The organism is Pseudomonas sp. Root401, from assembly GCF_001425105.1.
GTDB classification, from domain to species: domain Bacteria; phylum Pseudomonadota; class Gammaproteobacteria; order Pseudomonadales; family Pseudomonadaceae; genus Aquipseudomonas; species Aquipseudomonas brassicacearum.
Genome location: NZ_LMDO01000013.1, coordinates 1 through 23,952, shown reverse-complemented (window position 1 = coordinate 23,952; position 23,952 = coordinate 1). Strand labels below are relative to the sequence as shown.

Below are 23,952 nucleotides of genomic sequence, written 5' to 3'. Positions count from 1 at the left end.
CGACTCAGAGGCCAACGTTTCAAAAGAACAGAGGCGGCCCGCCGCCCCTGTAACGATCAAAAAGATTTGCGGAGTTCGCCATGGCCATCGCCGTTCCACTGAACGCGGGCACCAGCCCCACCCTCAAGCAACGGCTCAAGCACGCCGAGCGGATCAACCGCTGGAAGGCCCAGGCCTTGATCGCGCCGCTGGTGCTGTTTCTGTTGCTGGTGTTCCTGGTGCCGATCGTGGCGCTGCTGTTCAAAAGCGTCAGCAACCCGGAAGTGGTGGGCGCCATGCCGCGTACTGTTGCCGCCGTCGCTGCCTGGGACGGACGTGGTTTGCCGGGCGAGCCGGTGTACAAGGCTGCCAGCGAAGACCTGGCCGAAGCCCGCAAGAATCAGACCCTGGGCGACTTGTCCAAGCGCCTGAACATGGAACTGGCCGGCTATCGCAGCCTGCTGACCAAGACCGCTCGGGCGTTGCCATTTGCCACCGAGCCGGCTTCCTATAAAGAAGCCTTGGAAAACCTCGATGAGCGTTGGGGCGACCCGGCGTACTGGCAGGTGATTCGCCGCAACACCAGCGACGTTACCCCGTATTACCTGCTGGCGGCTGTCGATCACCGCATCGATGACCTCGGCGAACTGGCCACGGCCACCCCGGACCAGGCGATCTACCTCGACATCTTTACCCGGACCTTCTGGATGGGCCTGGTGATCACCGCGATCTGCCTGGTGCTGGCCTATCCGTTGGCCTACCTGCTGGCGAACCTGCCTTCGCGCCAGAGCAACCTGCTGATGATCCTGGTGCTGCTGCCGTTCTGGACCTCGATCCTGGTACGCGTCGCCGCATGGATTGTGTTGCTGCAGTCCGGTGGCCTGATCAACAGTGCGCTGATGGCCATGGGCGTCATCGATAAGCCCCTGGAGCTGGTGTTCAACCGCACCGGCGTATACATCTCCATGGTCCACATCCTGCTGCCGTTCATGATCCTGCCGATCTACAGTGTGATGAAGGGCATCTCGCCAACCTATATGCGTGCGGCGATTTCCCTGGGCTGCCACCCGTTCGCCAGTTTCTGGCGGGTGTATTTCCCGCAGACCTATGCCGGGGTCGGCGCCGGTTGCCTGTTGGTGTTCATCCTCGCCATCGGCTACTACATCACGCCGGCGCTGCTGGGCAGCCCGAACGATCAGATGGTCAGCTACTTCGTCGCGTTCTACACCAACACCAGCATCAACTGGGGCATGGCCACGGCGCTCGGCGGGCTGCTGTTGCTGGCGACCATCGTGCTTTATCTGATTTACAGCTGGCTGGTGGGCGCCAGTCGCCTGCGCCTGAGCTAAGGGGAGATCGAAAATGGTGAGTCCTTACATGTCCCCCGTCGAGCGGGTGTGGTTTTACTGCTTGCGCACACTCTGCGGGCTGATTCTGTTGTTCCTGATCCTGCCGGTGCTGGTGATCATTCCACTGTCGTTCAACTCCGGCAGCTTCCTGGTCTACCCGCTGCAGGGCTTTTCGCTGCAGTGGTACCACGATTTCTTCGCCTCGGCCGAATGGATGCGGGCGCTGAAAAACAGCATCATCGTGGCCCCGGCGGCGACGTTGCTGGCGATGGTCTTCGGCACGCTCGCGGCCATCGGCCTGACCCGTGGTGACTTCCCAGGCAAGGCGTTGGTGATGGCCCTGGTGATTTCGCCGATGGTGGTGCCGGTGGTGATCATTGGCGTGGCCAGCTACCTGTTTTTCGCACCGCTGGGGCTGGGCAACAGCTTCTTCTCGCTGATCGTGGTCCACGCCGTGCTGGGTGTACCGTTCGTCATCATCACGGTGTCGGCGACCCTGCAGGGGTTCAACCACAACCTGGTTCGGGCCGCTGCCAGCCTTGGGGCTTCGCCACTGACGGCGTTTCGGCGGGTGACCCTGCCGTTGATCGCCCCGGGCGTGATCTCCGGTGCACTGTTCGCCTTTGCGACGTCGTTCGACGAAGTGGTAGTGACTCTGTTCCTGGCCGGCCCCGAGCAGGCAACCTTGCCACGGCAGATGTTCAGCGGCATCCGCGAAAACCTCAGCCCTACCATCGCCGCGGCGGCGACGCTGCTGATTGCCTTCTCGGTGATCCTGTTGCTGACCCTGGAGTGGTTGCGTGGGCGTAGCGAGAAGCTGCGTACTACCCAAGTCTGAGGCCCAAGCAAAAACAGTGTGGGAGCGAGCTTGCTCGCGATAGCGGTGATACATTCAAAGCAGAAGTTGAATGTTGATCCGCTATCGCGAGCAAGCTCGCTCCCACAGTGGGCTCATCCACAGGTTCCTTATCGCATTCATGCGCTGAATGGCAGACAACCCTCAATACCGAGCTATCCTTGTGCCAGCCCATACTCGAATAAGAGGCCGCGCACATGAGTCTTTCCTCATTCAAGATCGCCCATAAACTGATCACCGGTGCCGCTGCCATCGAGCAACTGGCCGCGGAATTGACGCGCCTGGACGTCGACAACCCGCTGATCGTGACCGATGCGGCGTTGGTCAAGTCCGGCACCGTGGAACTGGCCCTGCAACATCTGGGCGGACGGGACTACGAGATTTTCGACCGGGTCATGCCGGACCCGGAAATCGCCATTGTCGAAGACTGCATGCAAGCCTATCGCGACGGTGGTCATGACGGCCTGATCGGTCTCGGCGGTGGCAGTGCCATCGACATCGCCAAGTGCGTGGGGGTCTATGCCGGTTACCACGGCGAGCTGCAAGATATGTTCGGTGTCGATCAGGTGCCACGCAAAGGCCCGCCCATGATTGCCATCCCCACCACGGCCGGTACTGGTTCGGAAGTCACCAACGTGGCGATCCTCTCCGACAAGGCTGCGCAGCTGAAAAAAGGCATCGTCAGCGATTATCTGTTGCCGGACGTGGCGTTGGTCAGTCCGCAGATGACCCTCACCTGCCCGCGCAGCGTCACGGCTGCCAGTGGCGTCGATGCGCTGGTACATGCCATCGAGGCCTATCTGTCGCTCAATGCTTCGCCAATCACCGATGCCCTGGCCATCGGCGCAATCAAACTGATCACCCGCGCGCTGCCCAAAGCCTATGCCACCCCGGCTCACCTGCAAGCCCGTGAAGACATGGCCACGGCCAGCCTGATGGCCGGCATGGCATTCGGCAATGCCGGGGTCGGGGCGGTGCATGCGTTGGCCTATCCGTTGGGCGGGCGCTTTCACGTCTCCCATGGCGTCGCCAACGCTTTGCTGCTGCCGTACGTCATGGCCTGGAACAAGATGGCCTGTGTCGAGCGCATGCGTGACATCGCCGAGGCAATGGGCCTCAAGACTGCGCACCTGAGTGATCTTGAAGCGGCCGACGAAGCCGTGGAGGCCATGGTTGCGTTGTGCGCCGCCGTGGAAATACCCAACGGCCTCAGCAGCCTGGGCGTGACCGATGACGTGATTCCCTCCATGGCGGTGGAAGCGGCGGGAATAGAACGGCTGATGCGCAACAATCCACGCCAACTGAGCGCCGCCGATATCGAGAAGATCTACCGCGCGGCGTATTGATCGATTACCACGGTGGGCGTGCCAAATCTTGAGGTATACAATGCGCGCCATCGTGATTTCGCTCAAAACAGGTGCGTCATGCAGCCCTTCGCTATTGCTCCGTCGATTCTCTCTGCCGACTTCGCCCGCCTGGGCGAGGAAGTGGACAACGTTCTGGCCGCCGGGGCCGACATCGTGCACTTCGATGTCATGGACAACCACTACGTGCCCAACCTGACCATCGGCCCGATGGTCTGTGCGGCGCTGCGCAAGTACGGCGTCACCGCGCCGATTGACGCGCACTTGATGGTCAGCCCGGTGGACCGCATTGTCGGTGACTTCATCGAAGCCGGTGCTACCTACATCACTTTCCACCCTGAAGCCACGCAGCACATCGACCGCTCCCTGCAGTTGATCCGCGAAGGCGGTTGCAAGGCCGGCCTGGTGTTCAACCCGGCCACGCCCCTGGACGTGCTCAAGTACGTGATGGACAAGGTCGACATGATCCTGTTGATGAGCGTCAACCCTGGCTTCGGTGGGCAGAAGTTCATCCCGGGGACGCTCGACAAGCTGCGTGAAGCACGTGCGCTGATCGATGCCTCGGGCCGTGATATCCGCCTGGAAATCGACGGTGGCGTGAACGTGAAGAATATTCGTGAAATCGCCGCGGCCGGCGCCGACACGTTCGTTGCGGGCTCGGCGATCTTCAATGCACCGAACTACGAAGAGGTGATTGCACAAATGCGCGCCGAACTGGCCCTGGCGCGCCCATGAGCGGCTTCGAGCAGCTGTTCCCCGGCAGCTTGCCGCGTCTGGTGATGTTCGACCTCGATGGCACATTGGTCGATTCGGTCCCGGACCTCGCGGCGGCGGTGGACACGATGCTGCTCAAGCTTGGACGCCCGCCTGCCGGCCTCGATTCGGTACGCCACTGGGTCGGCAATGGCGCGCCGATGCTGGTGCGCCGGGCCCTGGCCAATGACATCGGTGCCCAAGGTGTCGATGATGCCGAGGTCGAGCGGGCGCTGGAGTTGTTCAATGAAGCCTACGAAGACAATCACCAACTGACGGTGGTCTATCCCGGCGTGCGCTCAACCCTCAAGTGGCTGCAAAAGCAGGGCGTGGAAATGGCGCTGATTACCAACAAGCCGGAGCGCTTCGTTGCGCCGTTGCTGGACCAGATGAAAATCGGCCGCTATTTCCGCTGGATCATCGGCGGCGATACCTTGCCGCAGAAAAAGCCTGACCCGGCCGCGCTGTTTTTCGTGATGAAAATGGCCAACATTCCGGCCTCCCAATCCTTGTTCGTCGGCGACTCGCGCAGCGATGTGCTGGCGGCGAAAGCGGCAGGGGTCAAATGCGTGGCGCTGAGTTACGGCTACAACCACGGTCGGCCAATCGCCGAAGAGTTTCCGACGCTGGTGATCGACGATTTGCGCCTGTTAATTCCCGGTTGCCTGGACCCGGCCGCTGAGATAACGTTGCCCGACGCTGTTCAATCCTCTTCTGGAAACGCCATCGTGGTGGTCACTCGCAAACTCTGGATGAAAGTCATGAAGGCCCTGGCCCGCTGGCGTTGGCGCACCTGACGTGATCCTGGCCGGTTATCCGGCGCGTTTGCATACCTGACTGTCAGCTCCTCTTGCCACGAGGCACCCCATGATCCGCGAAGAATTCCTGCGTCTAGCCGCAGCCGGCTACAACCGCATCCCCCTTGCCTGTGAAACCCTGGCCGACTTCGACACGCCGCTGTCGATCTACCTCAAGTTGGCCGACCAGCCCAACTCCTACTTGCTCGAATCGGTGCAGGGCGGCGAGAAATGGGGCCGTTATTCCATCATCGGCCTGCCGTGCCGCACGGTGCTGCGGGTCCATGACCATCGCGTCAGCGTGACCCACGACGGTGTCGAAATCGAAAGCCTCGAAGTCGAAGACCCGCTGGCGTTCGTCGAAACCTTCAAGGCCCGCTACAACGTGCCGACCATCCCTGGCCTGCCGCGCTTCAATGGTGGCCTGGTGGGTTATTTCGGCTACGACTGCGTGCGCTACGTGGAAAAACGCCTGGGCACCTGCCCGAACCCCGATCCGTTGGGCGTTCCGGATATTTTGCTGATGGTGTCCGACGCGGTCGTTGTCTTTGACAACCTCGCCGGCAAGATGCACGCCATCGTCCTGGCCGATCCGTCCCAGGAAGATGCCTACGAGCAGGGTCAACAAAGCCTGCAAGCACTGTTGGAGAAGTTACGTCAGCCGATCGCTCCGCGTCCCGGCCTGGACTTCAGCAAGCAGTCGGCGGCCGACCCGGTATTCCGCTCCAGTTTCACCCAGGACGATTACGAACGGGCTGTCGATACCATCAAGGAATACATCCTTGCCGGTGACTGCATGCAGGTGGTGCCGTCGCAACGGATGTCCATCGACTTCAAGGCAGCGCCGATCGATCTCTATCGAGCGCTGCGCTGTTTCAACCCGACGCCGTACATGTACTTCTTCAACTTCGGCGACTTCCATGTCGTGGGCAGTTCGCCGGAAGTGCTGGTGCGGGTCGAAGACAACCTGATCACGGTACGGCCGATCGCCGGGACTCGCCCCCGTGGCGCCACGGAGGAAGCTGACCGGGCGCTGGAAGAGGACCTGCTGTCGGATGACAAGGAAATCGCCGAGCACCTGATGCTGATTGACCTGGGGCGCAACGACACCGGGCGGGTCTCGGAAATCGGCTCGGTGAAGCTCACCGAGAAGATGGTCATCGAGCGCTACTCCAACGTGATGCACATCGTCTCCAACGTCACCGGCCAGTTGAAGGCCGGGCTGACGGCGATGGACGCCTTGCGGGCGATCCTGCCGGCGGGCACCTTGTCTGGCGCGCCGAAAATCCGCGCGATGGAAATCATCGACGAGCTGGAGCCGGTCAAGCGGGGCGTGTACGGCGGGGCCGTGGGTTACTTTGCCTGGAACGGCAACATGGACACCGCCATTGCCATTCGCACCGCGGTCATCAAGAACGGTGAACTGCACGTGCAGGCCGGCGGCGGTATCGTCGCCGACTCGGTGCCGGCACTGGAGTGGGAAGAAACCCTGAACAAGCGCCGGGCCATGTTCCGCGCCGTGGCGCTGGCCGAGCAGACCTCCAGCAACTGAACCGTTCTGACGCGGCGCAGGAGCTGTGTAGGAGCTGTCGAGTGCAACGAGGCTGCGATCTTTCCAAGACCAATCGAGTCCAGAACAAAAGATCAAGATCAAGATCAAGATCAAAAGATCGCAGCCTCCGGCAGCTCCTACAGAAGCAAGCCGCCCTTCGTTAGAAATCCAGGCTAACGCCCAGGCTTACCCCTTGCTGGGTCATGTCATCATCCTTGCGCAGGGTATAACCGCCCCGTAGCGCCAAGTCGTTGGTCAACTTGTGGCTGACCCCCAGGCTCAGGCGATTGAGGTGGCTCTGTGGCGTATAGCCTTCCAGCGTGAAGTCATTGGCCGGCAGGCTGTTGAGGGCAATGTTCACCTTTTGCGTGTCGTCTTCGTACTCGCGTTCGTGGGCATACTCGCCAAACACCTGGGTCTGTCGGGTGATGTTGTATTTGCCCTGCAAGCCAATGCCCAGGCGTTTCGAGTCGCGGGTCTGGTCATCGAAGGTCAGGGCCGTGGAGCGGTTGCTCTTTTCCGAGTAGCCATCGACTTCCACCTTCGCATAGTCAGCGCTGATAAACGGTGAGAGATGCCACTCGCTGCCCGGCTGGGCGATGTCGTAGCCCACCCGCGTGCTGAATGCCCACAGATGACCGTCCGTGTCACCTTTCTCCTGCGCTTCGTTGACGCCCAGGTCGAACTTGCGCTCCAGGTTGTCGTAGTCGAGCTTGCCGCCGGTCAGTGCCGCATCGGCCCACCAGCGGTTTTGCTGGAACTGGGCGAAAGCGGTCGCCAGGTAGCTGTTGAGCTTGTAGTCCGAATCGTTATGGCCTGCTTCCATGTCCTGGCGGTAGAAACCGGCGGCGACACCCACGCGCCACGCGTCGTTGAGGCGATAGCTGCCGCCAATGTTCAGGCTGTAGCCGCTGCCGTCGGCGCTGGCGCCGCTGCTCTGGCTGTCCAGGTCCAGATGCTGGCCGCCGCCTGCGACGATGGCTCGCCATTGGCCGACGGCCTGCCAGTTCTCCCAATCCGATTGCCACTGGCTGCGCAACTCGTCCTGATGAGCGCGCAGGGTCGAGTGGGCCATTTCCGGCAACAACGTCAGTTCCCATGGCGCCGCGAGCAGGGAATAGGCGTAGTCGGCGATCAGTTTTTGCCCGGTTTCGGTCGGATGGACCGCGTCGTTGTAGATCAGCTTGGTGGGATCAGGCGTGGCGCTGTTGATGCCGTAGGTGGCGTTTTCCGTGCAGCCGTTGCCGCTGAAGCAGGTCGCGGTGAGGTTCTCCCCGGTGGCGAGGCCAAATCTTGCCGGATCGGCGAAGCTTTCCTTCAGCAAAAGCGGAATGTTCAATGGAATGATTTCAGCGTCGATGCCTTGCAGTCGCGTGACCAGCTGTTGGTTGAACTGGTTGCCCAGTTGCGAAAAGGCGTCTTGCAACGGACCACCGTTGAGGGCCGGGGTCAGGCCCAGGTCGGGCAACAGCCAGACCATCACATAGCGGGCACCGGCCGTTTGCAGCACCTGGACGCTGTCGGCCAGGCGGTCCGCGGCGGCGTTCGCTTGCTCGGGGGTCAGCACCCGGCCTTGAAGGAAGTCGTTACCACCACCGGAAAGGTAATACAGCGCATTTGGATCGGCGCGCAGGCCATTGGACTGCAGGTAGCCGGGACGGCTGCGCTCGCCGGTGTCGGACACGCCGGTAATCGATTCGAGTATCTGGTCGGTACGATAACCGCCCACCGCCCAGTTGTTGCCGTCCGCCAGGCCCTCGCTGGCGCGGACCGCCGAAGTGGAAGCGGCAGTCTCGTCGGCGGAATAACCCAGGCGCCCACCGAGCAACTGGGTGGAGTTGGCGGAGTAGGCCTCGCCGCTGCCGTCGGTGTAGATCGGACCGGTTCGGTTGGTATAGCGCTCGGTCGAGCCGGGCGGACCATTCGGGTCGGCAAACTGGCCAGCGTCGTTGAGGCTGTCGCCGAACACGATGAACTTGGAGTACGGGTTGGGGCCGGCGTTCGCTTGGGCGCAGGCGAGCGCAAGCAGGCAACCAGCAATCGGTACGAACAACGTCTTCTTTATCATGGGAAAGTCCGTTTTTATCTTATTGTTGTTAGAAAACGAAACGACAGTACCAAAAACTTCCGGCGTTTTGCCATCTATCCGGAACGTCGTGATTGTTTCAAAGCCCTTCGGGAACGGTCATATTGCGTGCTCCGCCCAGCTAAGCTACTGTGCTGGGACGTATGAACGAGACTTTCCCCGTGTCGATTGTCAGCAAACTTCTGGATCAAATGATCAAGGCACACGCCCGCTGGCGTTGGCGCGCCTGAACATTCTCCGCCGGCCTCGCCGGACCTGTACCGATTTGCCTTCTTCACCCGCTTGTAGAGCCGCTTCGCAGGGGCATCACTTGCCTCGCCAAGCGCAGCAGCGTGCGGGTCACTCTCTGAAGGCTGTATTTAAAGTCAGTGAATTCAATAGGTTGCTTACGCCATGTTGCTGATGATCGATAACTACGACTCTTTTACCTACAACGTTGTGCAGTACCTCGGCGAGCTGGGCTCCGAGGTCAAGGTCGTGCGCAACGACGAATTGACCATCGCCGAAATCGAAGCCCTCAAGCCTGAGCGCATCGTGGTTTCACCCGGCCCGTGCACGCCGACCGAAGCGGGCATTTCCATCGACGCGATCAAGTATTTCGCCGGCAAGCTGCCGATCCTCGGTGTTTGCCTGGGACATCAGTCGATCGGCCAAGCGTTCGGCGGCGACGTGGTGCGTGCCCGACAAGTCATGCACGGTAAGACTAGCCCGGTATTCCACGAGGACAAGGGCGTGTTCGAGGGGCTGAATCATCCGCTCACCGTGACCCGCTACCATTCCCTGGTGGTCAAGCGCGAAACTCTGCCCGACTGCCTGGAGTTGACGGCCTGGACCCAGCTTGAAGATGGCTCGGTCGATGAAATCATGGGGCTGCGCCACAAGACGCTGAATATCGAGGGTGTGCAATTCCATCCCGAGTCTATTCTCACCGAACAGGGCCACGAACTGTTCGCCAACTTTCTCAAACAAACCGGCGGCACGCGCTAAGGACTTTTCATGGATATCAAGACAGCCCTGAGCCGTATCGTCGGCCATCTCGACCTGAGCACCGACGAGATGCGCGACGTGATGCGCGAAATCATGACCGGCCAATGCTCGGATGCGCAGATCGGCGCGTTCATGATGGCCATGCGCATGAAGAGTGAGAGCATCGATGAAATCGTGGGTGCGGTTTCGGCGATGCGTGAGCTGGCGGACAAGGTCGAACTCAAGACGCTGGACGGTGTGGTGGATGTGGTCGGTACCGGCGGTGACGGCGCCAATATCTTTAACGTTTCCACGGCCTCGTCGTTTGTCGTTGCGGCGGCCGGTTGCACTGTTGCCAAACACGGCAATCGGGCAGTTTCCGGCAAGAGCGGCAGTGCCGATCTGCTGGAGGCGGCCGGTATTTACCTGAACCTGACGCCGATCCAGGTGGCACGCTGCATCGACAACGTCGGCATCGGTTTCATGTTTGCCCAGACCCACCATAGCGCCATGAAACACGCCGCCGCGCCGCGCCGCGAGCTGGGGCTGCGTACGCTGTTCAACATGCTCGGCCCGCTTACGAATCCGGCCGGCGTGAAACATCAGGTAGTCGGTGTATTCAGCCAGGCGTTGTGCCGGCCATTGGCTGAAGTCTTGCAACGCCTGGGCAGCAAGCACGTGCTGGTGGTCCATTCGAAGGATGGGCTGGATGAGTTCAGCCTGGCGGCGCCTACATTCGTGGCCGAACTGAAAAATGATCAGATCAGCGAGTATTGGGTCGAACCTGAAGACCTCGGCATGAAGAGCCAGAGCCTGCACGGGTTGGCGGTCGACAGCCCGGCCCAATCGCTGGAGCTGATTCGTGATGCGCTGGGTCGCCGCAAGACCGAGAATGGCCAGAAAGCCGCTGAGATGATCGTGCTCAATGCCGGTGCCGCGTTGTATGCCGCTGACCACGCCAGCAGCCTCAAGCAAGGTGTGGAACTGGCCCATGATGCACTGCACACTGGCCTGGCCAGGGAAAAGCTCGAAGAGCTGGGTGCATTTACCGCCGTATTCAAAGTGGAGAACGAAGGATGAGCGTGCCAACGGTTCTGGAAAAAATTCTGGCTCGCAAGGCCCAGGAAGTGGCCGAGCGCAGCGCTCGGGTCAGTCTGGCCGAGCTGGAAAGCCTGGCGCGTTCAGCGGATGCGCCGCGCGGCTTCGCCCAGGCTTTGATCGATCAGGCCAAGAAAAAACAGCCGGCGGTGATTGCTGAAATCAAGAAGGCATCCCCCAGCAAGGGCGTGATTCGTGAGCACTTCGTCCCGGACGAGATCGCGCGAAGCTACGAGAAGGGCGGTGCGACCTGCCTCTCGGTGCTGACCGACGTCGACTTTTTTCAAGGGGCCGACGACTACCTGAAACAGGCGCGGGCGGCGTGCAAGTTGCCGGTGATCCGCAAGGATTTCATGATTGACCCGTACCAGATCGTCGAGGCGCGTGCGCTGGGCGCCGACTGCGTGCTGTTGATCGTTTCCGCCTTGGACGACGTGAAAATGGCCGAGCTGGCGGCCGTTGCCAAAAGCGTCGGGCTGGATGTCCTGGTGGAAGTCCACGACGGTGACGAGTTGGAGCGAGCCCTGAAAACCCTCGATACCAAACTGGTCGGCGTGAACAATCGCAATCTGCACACTTTCGAAGTGAGCCTGGAAACCACCCTGGACCTGTTGCCGCGCATTCCGCGCGATCGCCTGGTCATCACCGAAAGCGGCATCCTCAACCGGGCCGATGTCGAGCTGATGGAAGTCAGCGATGTGTATTCGTTCCTGGTGGGCGAAGCGTTCATGCGCGCCGAGAATCCGGGTATGGAATTGCAGCGACTGTTCTTTCCTGAACGAGGCCTGCCGGTGAGCGGCTCGACGCTGGACTGATCCATGTCGCCTGTGATTTCCCACGCCGTCGAAGCTGGCCTGCAAGCCGAACAGGATCTGTTGGCCAGCATCTGCGCGGGCGACGCCGAGTTCGGCCTGCTGTTCTGGCAGCCCAACGATTGTGCGCTAGTGATGCCGCGTCGCTTGAGCCGCCTGCCGGGGTTTGAACACGCCTGTGAAGTATCGGCCGCTCATGGCTGGCCTGTCTTGTTGCGTGAAACGGGTGGCGAACCGGTGCCGCAGTCGGCCGCTACGGTCAATATCGCCCTGGTCTACGCACCACCGCGCAGTGAAGGTGACCACGGACGTATCGAAACCGGGTATCGCCGGTTGTGCGATCCCATCTGTCAGCTGTTGGACGAGCTGGGCGGTGTGGCTTCGCTGGGAGAGGTGGAGGGGGCTTTTTGTGACGGGCGCTTCAACGTCAACCTCGACGGCCGGAAAATGGTGGGCACCGCTCAGCGCTGGCGCCAGAGCAAGGGTGGTCAACGTCCGGTGGGGCTGGTTCATGGCGCGCTTTTGCTGGAGAACGAGCGCGGGTCCATGGTCGCGGCAGTCAATCGTTTCAATGAGGCTTGCGGCCTGGAGCAGCGAGTGCGGGCCGAGAGCCATATTGCCCTGCATGAAAAATTCCCGGCGCCTCACGCGCTGGAGCGGCTCGACGCTTTGTACCGGGAGCTGTTGACCAATCTTCTGGGCGCTTAACGCGTTCCGAACACCACCATGGTCTTACCTTTGACGTTGACCAGGTTGCGCTCTTCCAGATCCTTGAGAACGCGACCGACCATTTCACGCGAACAACCGACAATCCGCCCAATCTCTTGGCGGGTCACCTTGATCTGCATGCCGTCCGGGTGGGTCATGGCATCGGGCTGCTTGCACAGTTCCAGCAGGCAACGTGCGACACGTCCGGTGACGTCAAAAAATGCGAGATCGCCGACCTTGCGGGTGGTATTGCGCAGGCGTTGTGCGATTTGTCCGCTGAGGACGTAAAGAATGTCCGGGTCTTGCAGGGACAGTTCTCGGAATTTGGCGTAGCTGATTTCCGCAACTTCACATTCAATCTTGGTCCGTACCCAGGCACTGCGTTCCTGTTCCTTGCCTGCCTGTTCGAACAACCCCAGCTCGCCGAAAAAATCTCCTGAATTGAGGTAGGCGATGATCATTTCCCGGCCGTCGTCATCCTCTATCAGGATAGTGACCGAACCCTTCATGATGAAAAACAGCGTCTCGGAACGATCTCCGGCACAAATGATGTTGTGTTTGGCTGGATAACGGCGGCGCTGGCAATGCATCAAGAGTTTGTCGAGATTCTTGATCTTGAACGTGGGAGTAATGGCAACCATGGTTGTATCCCGAAAGACTGCGCAGTGTGATGGTTTGGTTTTTTTTATAGACGCGAATGGCTATCGCTAAAAGCTGGCCATGCGCCAGCGAGTTGGCGTATGGCCAGCTTAACAGAGGCGTCCTCAATTGATTTGAGAATTTATCTACATGCTGGTAGGTCAGGTCTCCTAAGACGCAGAGCAGTCATGCCGGAGCGCTGTGCTAAGCTGGCGACCCTTTTTTAACAGTGGAGTCTTGGCGATGAAGGCACGCATCCAATGGGCTGGCGAAGCCATGTTCCTCGGTGAGTCAGGCAGTGGTCATGTGGTCGTCATGGATGGCCCGCCAGAGGCCGGTGGGCGGAACCTGGGTGTTCGGCCGATGGAAATGCTTCTGCTGGGCGTGGGCGGTTGCAGCAATTTTGACGTGGTCAGCATTCTTAAAAAGTCCCGCCAGGCCGTCGAAAGCTGCGAAGCTTTCCTGGAGGCAGAACGCGCCACTGAAGATCCCAAAGTGTTTACCAAGATCCACATGCACTTCGTGGTGAAGGGACGAGCCCTGAAGGAAGCCCAGGTCAAGCGCGCCATTGAGCTGTCCGCCGAGAAATACTGCTCGGCTTCGATCATGCTTGGCGCCGCCGGGGTCGAAATCACCCACGATTATGAAATCATCGAGTTGGGTTGAGTCGATAGCCGACTGGCCGTATTGAAGTTTTCGAACAGAAAAAAGGCGACTTCCCTTGGGGACGTCGCCTTTTTAATTTCCGTGGGAATGAGCTAGTCAGTCCCCAATTGCCGTCAAATCCGATAAGTACTCTTGGTCATGACCTTGGCCAGCAGGCTCATGCCGAATTTGACCGGGGCCGGAAAACGGAAGCCACCGGCCTCAAGCGCACTCTCGGCATGGTGTTCCTCATCCACGCGCATCTGCTCGAGGATTGCCCGGGATTTTTCATCCTCGGCTGGCAGTTGTTCGAGGTGTTCATTCAAATGCTTGCACACTTGATGCTCGGTCGCCGCAACGAAACCGAGGCTGACTTTGTCGCTGATCAGCCCGGCAACGGCGCCTATTCCGAATGACATCCCATAGAACAGCGGGTTCAGGACGCTGGTATGGCTGCCCAGCTGACGAATCCGTTGTTCACACCAGACCAGATGGTCGATTTCTTCCTCGGCGGCATGCTCCATTGCCTCACGCACTTTAGGTAGCTTCGCTGTCAGCGCCTGGCCCTGATACAGCGCCTGGGCACAGACTTCACCGGTGTGGTTGATACGCATCAGTCCGGCGACGTGGCGGGTTTGCTCGTCACTCAGTTGCGCGTCTGGTTGCACGATAGCCGGTGATGGGCGGTACGGCTGGCCACTGAAGGGCAGCAGCGTGCGCATCGCGGTATCAGCTTGCAGCAACAGACGGTCAATCGGCGAGTAGTGACGTTGGGTAGTCATGCTTACCTCCGGGAAAAATCACAGCGGCCAGTTTAACCCAATCGACCGCCGAAGATTTGCGTTGGGTCAGGGGTATCAGCCCGGCGGCCAGTTCATCTGGCGCTGCCCCAGCACATGCATATGAATGTGATAGACCGTTTGCCCACCCAGTTCATTGCAATTCATCACCACGCGAAAACCTTCTTCACAGCCCAATTCAAGCGCCAGGCGCTGAGCAGTGAACAAAATGTGTCCAGCCAGGCCTTTGTCTTCTTCGGCCAGGTCATTGAGGGTGCGGATCGGTTTCTTCGGTATGACCAAAAAATGTACAGGCGCCTGTGGGGCGATGTCGTGGAAGGCCAATACCTGGTCATCCTCGTAAATGATCTTCGCCGGGATTTCCCGGTTGATGATCTTGGTAAACAGAGTATCCACAGCTGTTTTCTCCGTTGGGTTCGTCGAGGTCGGGTGTCTTGAAGGCTGCAGTTGAGGTGCCTGGTTGTTCAACTTGAAGGGATCAGCGCGGGCAATAAGCCTTGTTGATCATGCCGGCGATGGTTCGGACCAGCCATCGCGACCCCAGTCGCGGCAGCGCGGCCAGCCAGCGGTTGCGGCGTCCGGGAATGATGATGGCGCGGTTGCGGTCCAACGCGCGCACGGCGTACAGGGCCACCTCTTCCGGGCTCATCAGCAACTTGCTATCGATGAGCTTCTGTTCGTCCATCTGCGCTCTGGCAAAGAAGCCGGTCCGGGTCGGGCCAGGGCAAAGCACCGAGACCTTGATCGCGCATTTCTTCAGCTCAACCCGCAGGGCTTCGGAGAAGTGCAGCACATAGGCCTTGCTGGCGTAATAGGTACTCATCCAGGGGCCGGGCTGGAACGCGGCAATCGAGGCGACGTTGAGGATCTGGCCGCCGCCAAGCAGTGCCATGCTGTTGCCGATAGCATGACAAAGCCGTGTCAGGGCGAGGATGTTGACTTCGATCAGGTCCTGCTCGGTCATCCAGTCCTGGCCCAGGAACGGCCCGCTGGTGCCGATGCCTGCGCAATTGACCAACAGGTCTATCTGCCGCTCACCTTCCTCCAGTTCCAGGAGAAAGCCTGAAAGCCTCAGCGGTTCTCCCAGGTCGCAGGCCCGGAACAACACCTCTACGCCAAACCGCTGAGTCAGTTCGATTGCAATACTTTCCAGCCGATCACGCTGTCGAGCCACCAGTATCAGGTTGCGGCCGCGCCGGGCCAGCGCTTCAGCCATGGCCAGGCCAATGCCGCTGGAAGCGCCAGTGATCAGTGCGTAACGGGTCATGCAGTTCTCCATCGCAACAGCCCGCCGCCAGTTGACTGGGCTGTCACCGGCATGAAGCGTGCTTATTGTTCCTCTTCTTCTTCATAGTCTACAGAAGGCGAGGCGGGCTCGGCTGCCTCGACGGCTGGTTCTTCGGTGGTTTCGTTGCTGGACTCGCTGCTTTCATAGCTGCTCAGGCTGCTGCTGTCGTAGTCCTCCTGGAGGGCTCCGAAGATGCCGGCAAAGGTAGCCAGGAAAATCAGGACGATCATCACAAGCCAAAGCGACGCCAGCAATTTGACCGCGGTGGTATTGCGCGGTGGCGGCGGACCATACTGGTTTGCACCGGTATTGCCCGGGGCGATGATGAGGATGAACGGGAAGATGCTGCCCACGAATGGAACGAGGTTGACCAGCCACAACCACCCCGACCAGCCGAGATCATGCAGGCGCTGGACGTTGAACTGGATGCTCACGAAAGCAAAGGCAAGTACAACGGCTGCGCCGAGCAGGCCGCCGACGACCAGCGCAGCTATCGAGTCGGAAGCCAGCAGCCAGGCCGTGGCCAACCAGAAGCCCAGGCCGACCAAGGGCAGCATGGCCAGGGTCAACACCATGGTCCAGGCCAGGTAGCGCAAACGCCCGATACGTCCCTCGAAGCTGAAGGGTTTTAGCGTGCTGTACTCGGCGAGCGCTTCACCCACTTCGGCGCGGGGAGGCGCGTACGGCGAGACGGGGTCGACGATCGGCTCTGGATGGCGTCCACCCGGCTGTTGCGGCGACTCCTGTACTTCGCCAAGGCTCAGTTGGAGGGCGGCGGGTTCGGCTTCGATTCGGGCGTCGATTCCGCTTTTGTTGAGCGCTTCCAGGTACTGCTGGGCTTCGCTTTGGGACAGGTTGCTTTTAAGGGCAATCTTGCGACCGGTGAACAGCCGTTCAATGGCGCTGATGTCACTTTTGAACAGTTCGGCGAGGTTGAGTTTGGCGGTGGTGGTATCGACGCCCGGCATCAGGCCTCCGTCGAATACGATGTTGAAACGGGTTTCGCTCATGCCCGGCATCCTTGTCTCTGAAAGTTAAATAACTGTTGTTTTGGGGTTGCTTCAGCGGGGCCATTGCCCGCCAAGCTGCGCCGCCCGGGCATGTGCCTGACGGTATTCTTCATCCAGGCGTGCCACCAACTGATCGACGCTGGGCAAATCATCGATTTCACCCACTCCCTGGCCAGCGGACCATACGGTTTTCCAGGCCTTGGCTTCATCGTTCAGCGGTTTGAGTTTCGAGCCAAAATCCACCTCGCCCTTGTTCTGCAGGGCGGCCAGATCGAAACCGGCATTCTCCAGGCTCTGACGCATGAAGCTGGCCGGCACTCCGGATACAGCGGGAGTATGCACGATGTCTGCGGCTCTGGATGTGAGCAACATCTCTTTATAAGCGTCAGGGGCGTGGCTTTCGCTCGTAGCGATAAAGCGTGTACCGAAGTAGGCCAGATCGGCGCCGAGCAATTGTGCGGCCAAAATCTGATGGCCGTGGTTCAGGCATCCTGCAAGCAGCACGGTTTTGTCGAAAAACTGCCGGATCTCGGCAATCAATGAAAACGGGCTCCAGGTCCCGGCGTGCCCGCCTGCACCGGCGGCAACGGCGATCAAGCCATCGACACCGGCTTCGGCGGCTTTCTCGGCATGACGCCGGGTCGTCACGTCATGGAACACCAGTCCGCCATAGGCATGGACGGCATCCACCAACTCCTTCACCGCGCCCAGGCTGGTGATGACGATCGGCACCTTGTGTTCGATGCAGATGGCCAAGTCGGCCTGAAGCCGCGGGTTGCTGTGATGGACGATCAGATTCACAGCGTAGGGTGCCGGATTCTCCAGGGTCGCCAGGCCTGCTTCGATTTCCTCGAGCCAGGCCTTGAAGCCACTGCTCTCGCGCTGGTTCAACGCCGGAAAACTGCCGACGATGCCGTTGCGGCAGCAGGCCAGCACCAGTTGCGGATTGGAAATCAGGAACATTGGCGCTGCCACGACGGGCAGGCGCAAGCGTTGTTCAAGCAGAGCGGGCAACGACATCGCAAGTACCCCGGATAATGGATGCTGCATTGGAGATTAGAACGGTCGGACGACGACCAGAATTACGATAGCCAGCAATATCAGAACCGGCACTTCATTGAACCAGCGATAAAAGACATGGCTGCGGGTGTTTTCGCCACGGGCGAAGCGCTTCACTTGGGCGCCGCACATATGGTGGTAACCGATCAGCAGCACCACCAGGGTCAGCTTGGCGTGCATCCAGCCACCTTGAGTGAAATAGGCGCCGGCGTTGAGGCTGAGCAGCCAGATGCCGAACACCAGGGTGGCAATCATCGCCGGGCCCATGATGCCGCGGTACAACTTGCGCTCCATGACGCTGAAGCGTTCTTTGCTGACGCTGTCCTCGCTTTGGGCGTGATAGACAAACAGGCGAGGGAGGTAGAACAGGCCGGCGAACCAGCAGACCATGCTGACGATGTGAAGTGCTTTGAGCCACAGATAGAGCATTTTTAGTTATTCCCAGGATTCACGGTAGCCCGATAGTAGAGGTTAGAGCGTCCGCACGTCACCTTGGCGGTTGTCGCCGGGCCCTGCGGCCCCTATCATCGACGGCTTTCCAGTGGGTTCGTTGAGGGCAGGTTTATGGTCAAGGTCGGTATCGTCGGCGGCACGGGGTACACCGGTGTCGAACTGCTGCGTCTGTTGGCACAGCATCCGCAAGCTGAGGTGGTGGTCATCACTTCCCGATCCGAGGCCGGCCTGGCCGTCGCCGACATGTACCCGAACCTGCGTGGCCATTACGACGGCCTGGCGTTCAGCGTTCCGGACGTCAAGACCCTCGGCGCCTGCGATGTGGTGTTCTTCGCCACGCCCCACGGTGTTGCCCACGCCCTGGCGGGTGAACTGCTGGCCGCCGGGACCAAGGTCATCGACCTGTCGGCGGACTTCCGACTGCAGGACGCCGATGAATGGGCCAAGTGGTACGGCCAGCCCCACGGCGCGCCGGATCTGCTCGACGAGGCGGTCTACGGCTTGCCGGAAGTCAATCGCGAAAAAATCAAGCAGGCCCGACTGATCGCGGTACCGGGTTGCTATCCGACGGCAACTCAGCTGGGGTTCCTGCCGCTGCTCGAGGCCGGTCTTGCCGATGCTTCGCGTCTGATTGCCGACTGCAAGTCCGGTGTCAGTGGTGCCGGGCGTGGAGCCAGTGTCGGTTCGCTATATTCCGAAACGTCGGAAAGCATGAAGGCGTACGCGGTCAAGGGGCATCGCCATCTGCCGGAAATTCGCCAGGGGTTGCGCCGGGCCGCAGGCAAGGAGGTCGGCCTGACCTTCGTGCCGCACCTGACGCCGATGATTCGTGGGATCCACTCCACTCTTTATGCAACCGTCGTCGATCGTTCGGTCGACCTGCAGGCGTTGTTTGAAAAGCGTTACGCCAACGAACCGTTCGTCGACGTAATGCCAGCCGGCAGTCATCCGGAAACCCGCAGCGTGCGCGGTGCGAACGTTTGCCGGATCGCCGTGCATCGTCCGCAGGACGGTGATCTGGTGGTGGTGTTGTCGGTCATCGATAACCTGGTCAAGGGCGCGTCCGGCCAGGCCGTGCAGAACCTGAACATCCTGTTCGGGCTGGATGAGCGCTTGGGGCTGTCCCATGCAGGGATGTTGCCGTAACGGCAGTCACTCGTTTCAAGTTGGCAGCTACAAGCTTGAGGCTTGTAGTCGCCGCTGCGCCTCTAAATAGTTGACCGATTTTCTAGGAGAAGCGGATAATGCCCGCCATCACGCATTATGGCGGCGTAAGCGCCGGGAGATATTCAGCATGAGCGTCGAAACCTTCACCCCCACGGCTTTGCAATTCACCCACGGTGCCGCGCACAAGGTGAAGAGCCTGGTCGATGAAGAGGGCAATGATCGTTTGAAGCTGCGCGTGTTTGTAACGGGCGGCGGTTGTTCCGGTTTTCAGTACGGTTTCACTTTTGATGAAGAAGTGGCCGAGGATGACACCATCGTCGAGCGCGAGGGGGTCAGCCTGGTGGTCGATCCAATGAGCTTCCAGTACCTGGCAGGTGCAGAGGTGGATTATCAGGAAGGCCTGGAAGGCTCGCGGTTCGTGATCAAGAACCCAAACGCGACCACGACCTGTGGGTGCGGTTCTTCGTTCTCGATCTGAGTGCTTCAATAAAAAAGCCGCAGTGCCTTTGGCCCCTGCGGCTTTTTTTTGTCCGTAATTATTGGATTCAGGCCGGGTAGATGGCGCCGAGTACGCGCAGCCCGCGTGCGCCGGTGACACTTGGGCGGTTGCCTGGAATACCTTCAAGGCAACAATGGGCAAGCCAGGCGAAAGCCATGGCTTCAACCCAATCCGGGTCTACGCCGTACGCCGCCGTACTGCTGACTTTGGCATCCGGCAGCAAGTCAGCCAGGCGCTGCATGAGCGTCTGGTTGTGCGCGCCGCCGCCACAGACCAGCAACTCCTGAGTGTTGGACTGGGCATGTTGGAGTGATTCGACGATGGTCAGGGCCGTCAGTTCGAGCAACGTTGCTTGCACGTCTTCGGGGGCGAAGGCTGGCAACTGCGATAAATGCTGTGTCAGCCAAGGCAGGTTGAATACTTCGCGCCCGGTACTTTTTGGACCCTTGGTGACAAAGAAGGGATCGCTGAGCAGTGCCTTGAGCAAGACTGGCTCGACTTTCCCGCTGGCAGCCCATTGACCGTCACGATCGAAATGGTCGCCTCGTTGTTGGTGTATCCAGGCATCAAGCAATACGTTGCCTGGGCCACAGTCGAAACCTGCAACGGGTTTTGCCGGCTCTATCAGGCTGAGATTGCTGAAACCGCCGACATTCAGCACGGCGCGATTGCCGACTCGTTCTTCGAACAGTGCTTCGTGAAATGCCGGAACCAGCGGGGCGCCTTGTCCACCGGCGGCGACGTCGCGGCTGCGGAAATCGCTGACGACGGCGATGCCGGTCAACTCACTCAACAAGGCCGGATTGCCAATCTGTACGGTAAACCCGCGGGCTGGTTCATGGCGGATGGTCTGGCCGTGGCTGCCGACCGCCGTGATGTCTTCAGGCTTGAGTTTCTGTTCGTTGAGCAGGGTATGGATACCCTGTGCAGCCAGCTTTACCCAGCTTTGCTGGGCAATGGCGGAGCGGGCGATCTCATCGGGCCCACTGCTGCACAATCCGAGCAATTCGGTGCGCAGGGCGGCGGGCATAGGAATGTAGTGCGTGGCGATCAATTTGATCGCCGGGGTCAGTTCGATCAGTGCGATATCCAAGCCATCCAGGCTGGTCCCGGACATCACACCGATATAGAGCGCCATGCTTAGCGCTTGCTCGAGGCCAGCATGGTGGCTTTCTCTTGATCCATGCGAGCCATCAAGGGTTGGCTTTGAGCCAGGAAGCGCGCGCGCTCGGCCTTGGCGATCGGATCGGCCATCGGCAGCTTCTGGCCTAGTGGATCGACGTGGACGCCATTGACCTGGAATTCATAATGCAAGTGCGGGCCAGTGGACAGGCCGGTAGTGCCGATGTATCCGATCACCTGGCCTTGCTTGACGCTGCCGCCAGTCTTCACGCCCTTGGCGAAACCTTGCATGTGGCCGTACAGCGTGCGGTAGGTATTGCCGTGCTGGATGATCACGGTGTTGCCGTAACCGCCGCGACGTCCGGCCAGCAATACCTTGCCGTCGCCGGCAGCCTTGATTGGCGTGCCACGGGGGGCGGCGTAGTCGACACCTTTATGGGCGCGGATCTTGTTCAGGATTGGATGCTTGCGACCGGCGGAGAACTTCGAGCTGATACGGGCGAAATCAACCGGTGTACGGATGAAGGCCTTGCGCATGCTGTTGCCGTCGGCGGTGTAGTAGCTGCTGTTGCCTTGCTTGTTGGTGTAGCGCACTGCGGTGTACGTCTTGCCGCGGTTGGTGAAGCGCGCGGAAAGGATCGGACCGTTGCCGACGCTCTTGCCATTGACCACTTTTTGCTCATAGATGATGTCGAATTCGTCACCCTGGCGAATGTCCTGAGCGAAGTCGATGTCGTAGCCAAATACGCTGGCCATGTCCATGGTCAGGCTATGGGAAAGGCCGGCACGAGCAGCCGACTGGGACAATGAGCTGTTGATGACGCCATGAACGTAGGCCGAGCGAACGGTAGGCTTGGCGGTGACGCGGTTAAATACATAACCTTTGTCGTTTTTGGTCAGGGTGATGCTTTCCAGGTCGCTCAGCTTGGTGTGCAGGTTGGTCAGCTGACCGTCTGGATTGAGTTCGAATTCGAGTTTCTGGCCGCGCTGCAGTTGAGTGAACTGCTTGGCTTGCTTGTCGCTGGCCAGGATTTCATGGACCGAAGTCGAGGGCAGACCAACCTTTTCGAAGAGGGTGGAAAGTGTGTCGCCCTTGGCAACAATCACTTCGCGATGGTCCGGTCCTTTCTTTTCTTCTGCAACAGGCGCTTCTACCTGAGCGGCTGCCTCGGTGGTGTCTTGCGGGCTGTTTTCAATCTGCGCAAAAGGAGAGGCGGCCGGTTCATTTGTGGCTTGAACGGCTTCGGCGGCGTCTTGTTCTTGTGTCAGTTGTTCAGCAGGACTTTCCAGTTCAAGACTCAGAGTCGTCTTTTTGGCTTCAACATCGCTGGAGGGAAACACCAGGAGCGCCAGGCTAAGGAGGGCTGCGATGCCACTTGCGGCAAGCAGGTGGGTCTTTGGGTAAAGCGGTGGCGCTTTAGACGGTTCTGTGGTCATAGGTAATTTTGACTTTTGAAAAGATGAATTGGAAAAGATGAATGACATGATGAAGATGAAATAACTGTATAAAATATAACCAAAACCCCTGCGAAGCAAGCCCGCGGACGCTCTGTTCTGTGGATTGGCGTCCGTGCGCCGGGCAAACCTTGTATTTGGTGCGCGATCTTGTATGGTTGGGGCCCTTTAAATCTGAGCCTTGCGGGTCTGTTATGAAGTCGGTCGAAGAGCAGCTAGCGCTGATCAAACGTGGTGCGGAAGAACTGTTGGTCGAGTCCGAGCTGATCGAAAAGCTCAAGCGCGGGCAACCGCTGCGTATCAAGGCTGGTTTCGATCCGACGGCGCCCGATCTGCACCTGGGTCATACCGTGCTCATTAATAAGCTGCGCCAGTTCCAGGAGCTGGGGCATCAGGTCATCTTCCTTATAGGTGACTTCACCGGGATGATCGGTGATCCAAGCGGCAAGAGTGCTACGCGCCCGCCGCTGACTCGTGAACAGGTTCTCGATAACGCCGAGACCTACAAGACTCAGGTTTTCAAGATTCTTGATCCAGCCAAGACCGAAGTGGCTTTCAACTCCACTTGGATGGATCAGATGGGGCCCGCGGATTTCATTCGTCTGACGTCTCAATACACCGTGGCTCGTATGCTCGAGCGCGATGATTTCGACAAGCGCTATAAATCCAATCAGCCAATTGCCATTCATGAGTTCCTCTACCCGCTTGTTCAGGGCTATGACTCGGTCGCGTTGCGCGCGGACGTTGAGCTCGGCGGTACTGACCAGAAGTTCAACCTGTTGATGGGGCGTGAGTTGCAGCGTGGTTATGGTCAGGAGGCGCAGTGCATTCTGACCATGCCATTGCTCGAAGGTCTGGATGGCGTGAAGAAGATGTCCAAATCGCTGGGCAACTACGTCGGTATCCAGGAAGCGCCAGGCGTCATGTACAGCAAGCTGGTCTCCATTCCTGATGTGCTGATGTGGCGCTACTTCGAGCTGTTGAGCTTCCGGTCCATGGATGAAATCAATGCGTTCCGTGCCGATGTCGAGGCAGGGGCCAATCCGCGGGACATCAAGATCAAGCTGGCCGAAGAGATTGTTGCTCGTTTCCATGGTGAGGAGGCTGCGGCCAATGCTCATCGTGCGGCGGGTAATCGTATGAAGGATGGCGAGCTGCCGGATGATCTGCCGGAGATCGAGTTGACTGCTGTCGAGGATATGCCGATTGCGGCGGTCCTTAATAAAGCAGGCCTGGTCAAGAACGCGGCGGTGGCGCGAGACCTCCTGGGTTCGGGTGGTGTGCGTATAGATGGTGAGGTTGTGGATCGCACCTATATATATGAGCTGGGTTCTACTCATGTATGCCAGGCTGGCAAGAAGGCTTTCGCGCGTATTACGCTGAAATCCGAATAAAGCTGAAAATAGGTGTTGACGGCAGATTCTGGAAGTCTATAATTCGCCCCACTTCCGGCGCAGTCGAAACGGAAAACTCCTTGAGATTCAATGAGTTAAGT

Annotated in this window: 24 protein-coding genes; 14 read left to right on the top strand and 10 right to left on the bottom strand. The window is 59.5% G+C overall.

Translation table 11 applies throughout. From position 1 onward, the window contains the following. Window positions 1-80 precede the first annotated feature (80 nt). The 6 genes from ASC85_RS12975 to trpE all read left to right on the top strand — a co-directional run bounded on the left by ASC85_RS12975 (window position 81) and on the right by trpE (window position 6,650). Window positions 81-1,328, top strand: coding sequence for an ABC transporter permease (locus ASC85_RS12975; protein WP_057449610.1), 1,248 nt, complete (start codon window positions 81-83; stop codon window positions 1,326-1,328). A 13-nt stretch (window positions 1,329-1,341) separates the two neighbouring features. Continuing rightward, a complete protein-coding gene (locus tag ASC85_RS12970) occupies window positions 1,342-2,166 on the top strand; it encodes an ABC transporter permease (protein ID WP_057449609.1) in 825 nt (274 codons plus the stop codon). Between the two features lie 215 nt (window positions 2,167-2,381). Beyond that, complete coding sequence (locus ASC85_RS12965) at window positions 2,382-3,530, top strand: iron-containing alcohol dehydrogenase (RefSeq protein WP_057449608.1); 1,149 nt, start codon at window positions 2,382-2,384, stop codon at window positions 3,528-3,530. A 78-nt stretch (window positions 3,531-3,608) separates the two neighbouring features. Then, window positions 3,609-4,283: a ribulose-phosphate 3-epimerase gene (gene rpe / locus ASC85_RS12960; RefSeq protein ID WP_057449607.1), complete on the top strand. Its 675-nt coding sequence runs from the start codon at window positions 3,609-3,611 to the stop codon at window positions 4,281-4,283. Beyond that, window positions 4,280-5,098: a phosphoglycolate phosphatase gene (locus ASC85_RS12955; protein ID WP_057449606.1), complete on the top strand. Its 819-nt coding sequence runs from the start codon at window positions 4,280-4,282 to the stop codon at window positions 5,096-5,098. The genes rpe and ASC85_RS12955 overlap by 4 nt, the downstream gene beginning before the upstream one ends. A 70-nt stretch (window positions 5,099-5,168) precedes the next feature. Beyond that, the gene (gene trpE / locus ASC85_RS12950) at window positions 5,169-6,650 is read left to right on the top strand and encodes an anthranilate synthase component I (protein ID WP_057449605.1); all 1,482 of its coding nucleotides are present in this window, start codon (window positions 5,169-5,171) and stop codon (window positions 6,648-6,650) included. A 160-nt stretch (window positions 6,651-6,810) separates the two neighbouring features. On the opposite strand, the gene estP is transcribed toward trpE, so the two are convergent. Further along, entirely contained in the window at window positions 6,811-8,718 is a 1,908-nt protein-coding gene (gene estP, locus ASC85_RS12945) for an esterase EstP (protein WP_057449604.1), read from the bottom strand. A 411-nt stretch (window positions 8,719-9,129) separates the two neighbouring features. On the opposite strand from estP, the gene ASC85_RS12940 reads away from it, so the two are divergent. The 4 genes from ASC85_RS12940 to ASC85_RS12925 are packed head-to-tail and all read left to right on the top strand — an operon-like array spanning window position 9,130 to window position 12,320. Beyond that, window positions 9,130-9,723, top strand: a complete 594-nt coding sequence (locus ASC85_RS12940; protein ID WP_057449603.1) for an aminodeoxychorismate/anthranilate synthase component II — start codon at window positions 9,130-9,132, stop codon at window positions 9,721-9,723. A gap of 9 nt (window positions 9,724-9,732) precedes the next feature. Further along, entirely contained in the window at window positions 9,733-10,782 is a 1,050-nt protein-coding gene (gene trpD / locus ASC85_RS12935; protein WP_003206134.1) for an anthranilate phosphoribosyltransferase, read from the top strand. Next, entirely contained in the window at window positions 10,779-11,615 is an 837-nt protein-coding gene (gene trpC / locus ASC85_RS12930) for an indole-3-glycerol phosphate synthase TrpC (RefSeq protein ID WP_057449602.1), read from the top strand. The genes trpD and trpC overlap by 4 nt, the downstream gene beginning before the upstream one ends. 3 nt (window positions 11,616-11,618) lie before the next feature. Then, window positions 11,619-12,320, top strand: coding sequence for a lipoate--protein ligase family protein (locus ASC85_RS12925; RefSeq protein ID WP_057449601.1), 702 nt, complete (start codon window positions 11,619-11,621; stop codon window positions 12,318-12,320). On the opposite strand, the gene crp is transcribed toward ASC85_RS12925, so the two are convergent. Beyond that, a complete protein-coding gene (gene crp, locus ASC85_RS12920; protein WP_057449600.1) occupies window positions 12,317-12,961 on the bottom strand; it encodes a cAMP-activated global transcriptional regulator CRP in 645 nt (214 codons plus the stop codon). The two genes, ASC85_RS12925 and crp, sit on opposite strands and share 4 nt — an antisense overlap. A gap of 241 nt (window positions 12,962-13,202) precedes the next feature. Here crp and ASC85_RS12915 point away from each other — a divergent pair, with 241 nt between their 5' ends. After that, on the top strand, window positions 13,203-13,625 hold the full coding sequence (locus tag ASC85_RS12915; protein WP_003206127.1) for an OsmC family protein: 423 nt from the start codon (window positions 13,203-13,205) through the stop codon (window positions 13,623-13,625). Window positions 13,626-13,738: 113 nt separating this feature from the next. Here ASC85_RS12915 and coq7 read toward each other — a convergent pair whose 3' ends face one another. From coq7 to hemJ, 6 genes are all read right to left on the bottom strand, one after another. Then, window positions 13,739-14,386, bottom strand: a complete 648-nt coding sequence (coq7, locus tag ASC85_RS12910; RefSeq protein ID WP_057449599.1) for a 2-polyprenyl-3-methyl-6-methoxy-1,4-benzoquinone monooxygenase — start codon at window positions 14,384-14,386, stop codon at window positions 13,739-13,741. 75 nt (window positions 14,387-14,461) lie between these two features. Further along, window positions 14,462-14,800, bottom strand: coding sequence for a histidine triad nucleotide-binding protein (locus ASC85_RS12905; RefSeq protein WP_003206124.1), 339 nt, complete (start codon window positions 14,798-14,800; stop codon window positions 14,462-14,464). 82 nt (window positions 14,801-14,882) lie between these two features. Beyond that, window positions 14,883-15,671, bottom strand: coding sequence for an SDR family NAD(P)-dependent oxidoreductase (locus tag ASC85_RS12900; RefSeq protein WP_057449598.1), 789 nt, complete (start codon window positions 15,669-15,671; stop codon window positions 14,883-14,885). A 62-nt stretch (window positions 15,672-15,733) separates the two neighbouring features. Further along, entirely contained in the window at window positions 15,734-16,702 is a 969-nt protein-coding gene (locus ASC85_RS12895) for a DUF805 domain-containing protein (protein ID WP_057449597.1), read from the bottom strand. Between the two features lie 51 nt (window positions 16,703-16,753). Next, window positions 16,754-17,722: an NAD(P)H-dependent flavin oxidoreductase gene (locus ASC85_RS12890; protein ID WP_057449596.1), complete on the bottom strand. Its 969-nt coding sequence runs from the start codon at window positions 17,720-17,722 to the stop codon at window positions 16,754-16,756. Between the two features lie 36 nt (window positions 17,723-17,758). Next, the gene (hemJ, locus tag ASC85_RS12885; RefSeq protein ID WP_003206117.1) at window positions 17,759-18,190 is read right to left on the bottom strand and encodes a protoporphyrinogen oxidase HemJ; all 432 of its coding nucleotides are present in this window, start codon (window positions 18,188-18,190) and stop codon (window positions 17,759-17,761) included. Window positions 18,191-18,325: 135 nt separating this feature from the next. Between hemJ and argC the strand changes: the two genes are divergently transcribed. Both argC and erpA read left to right on the top strand, forming a co-directional pair. After that, window positions 18,326-19,360 (top strand): N-acetyl-gamma-glutamyl-phosphate reductase, encoded by a 1,035-nt coding sequence (gene argC / locus ASC85_RS12880; RefSeq protein ID WP_057449595.1) that lies wholly within the window; start codon window positions 18,326-18,328, stop codon window positions 19,358-19,360. A 148-nt stretch (window positions 19,361-19,508) separates the two neighbouring features. Further along, window positions 19,509-19,859 carry an iron-sulfur cluster insertion protein ErpA gene (erpA, locus tag ASC85_RS12875; protein WP_003177727.1) on the top strand — a complete coding sequence of 117 codons (351 nt, stop codon included), beginning with the start codon at window positions 19,509-19,511 and terminating at the stop codon, window positions 19,857-19,859. 67 nt (window positions 19,860-19,926) lie between these two features. Here erpA and ASC85_RS12870 read toward each other — a convergent pair whose 3' ends face one another. Together ASC85_RS12870 and ASC85_RS12865 are read right to left on the bottom strand one after the other, a co-directional pair. Beyond that, complete coding sequence (locus ASC85_RS12870) at window positions 19,927-21,018, bottom strand: anhydro-N-acetylmuramic acid kinase (protein WP_057449594.1); 1,092 nt, start codon at window positions 21,016-21,018, stop codon at window positions 19,927-19,929. 2 nt (window positions 21,019-21,020) lie between these two features. Continuing rightward, complete coding sequence (locus ASC85_RS12865; RefSeq protein ID WP_057449593.1) at window positions 21,021-22,439, bottom strand: peptidoglycan DD-metalloendopeptidase family protein; 1,419 nt, start codon at window positions 22,437-22,439, stop codon at window positions 21,021-21,023. A gap of 212 nt (window positions 22,440-22,651) precedes the next feature. On the opposite strand from ASC85_RS12865, the gene tyrS reads away from it, so the two are divergent. Then, complete coding sequence (gene tyrS / locus ASC85_RS12860) at window positions 22,652-23,851, top strand: tyrosine--tRNA ligase (RefSeq protein WP_057449592.1); 1,200 nt, start codon at window positions 22,652-22,654, stop codon at window positions 23,849-23,851. Window positions 23,852-23,952: the final 101 nt, after the last annotated feature.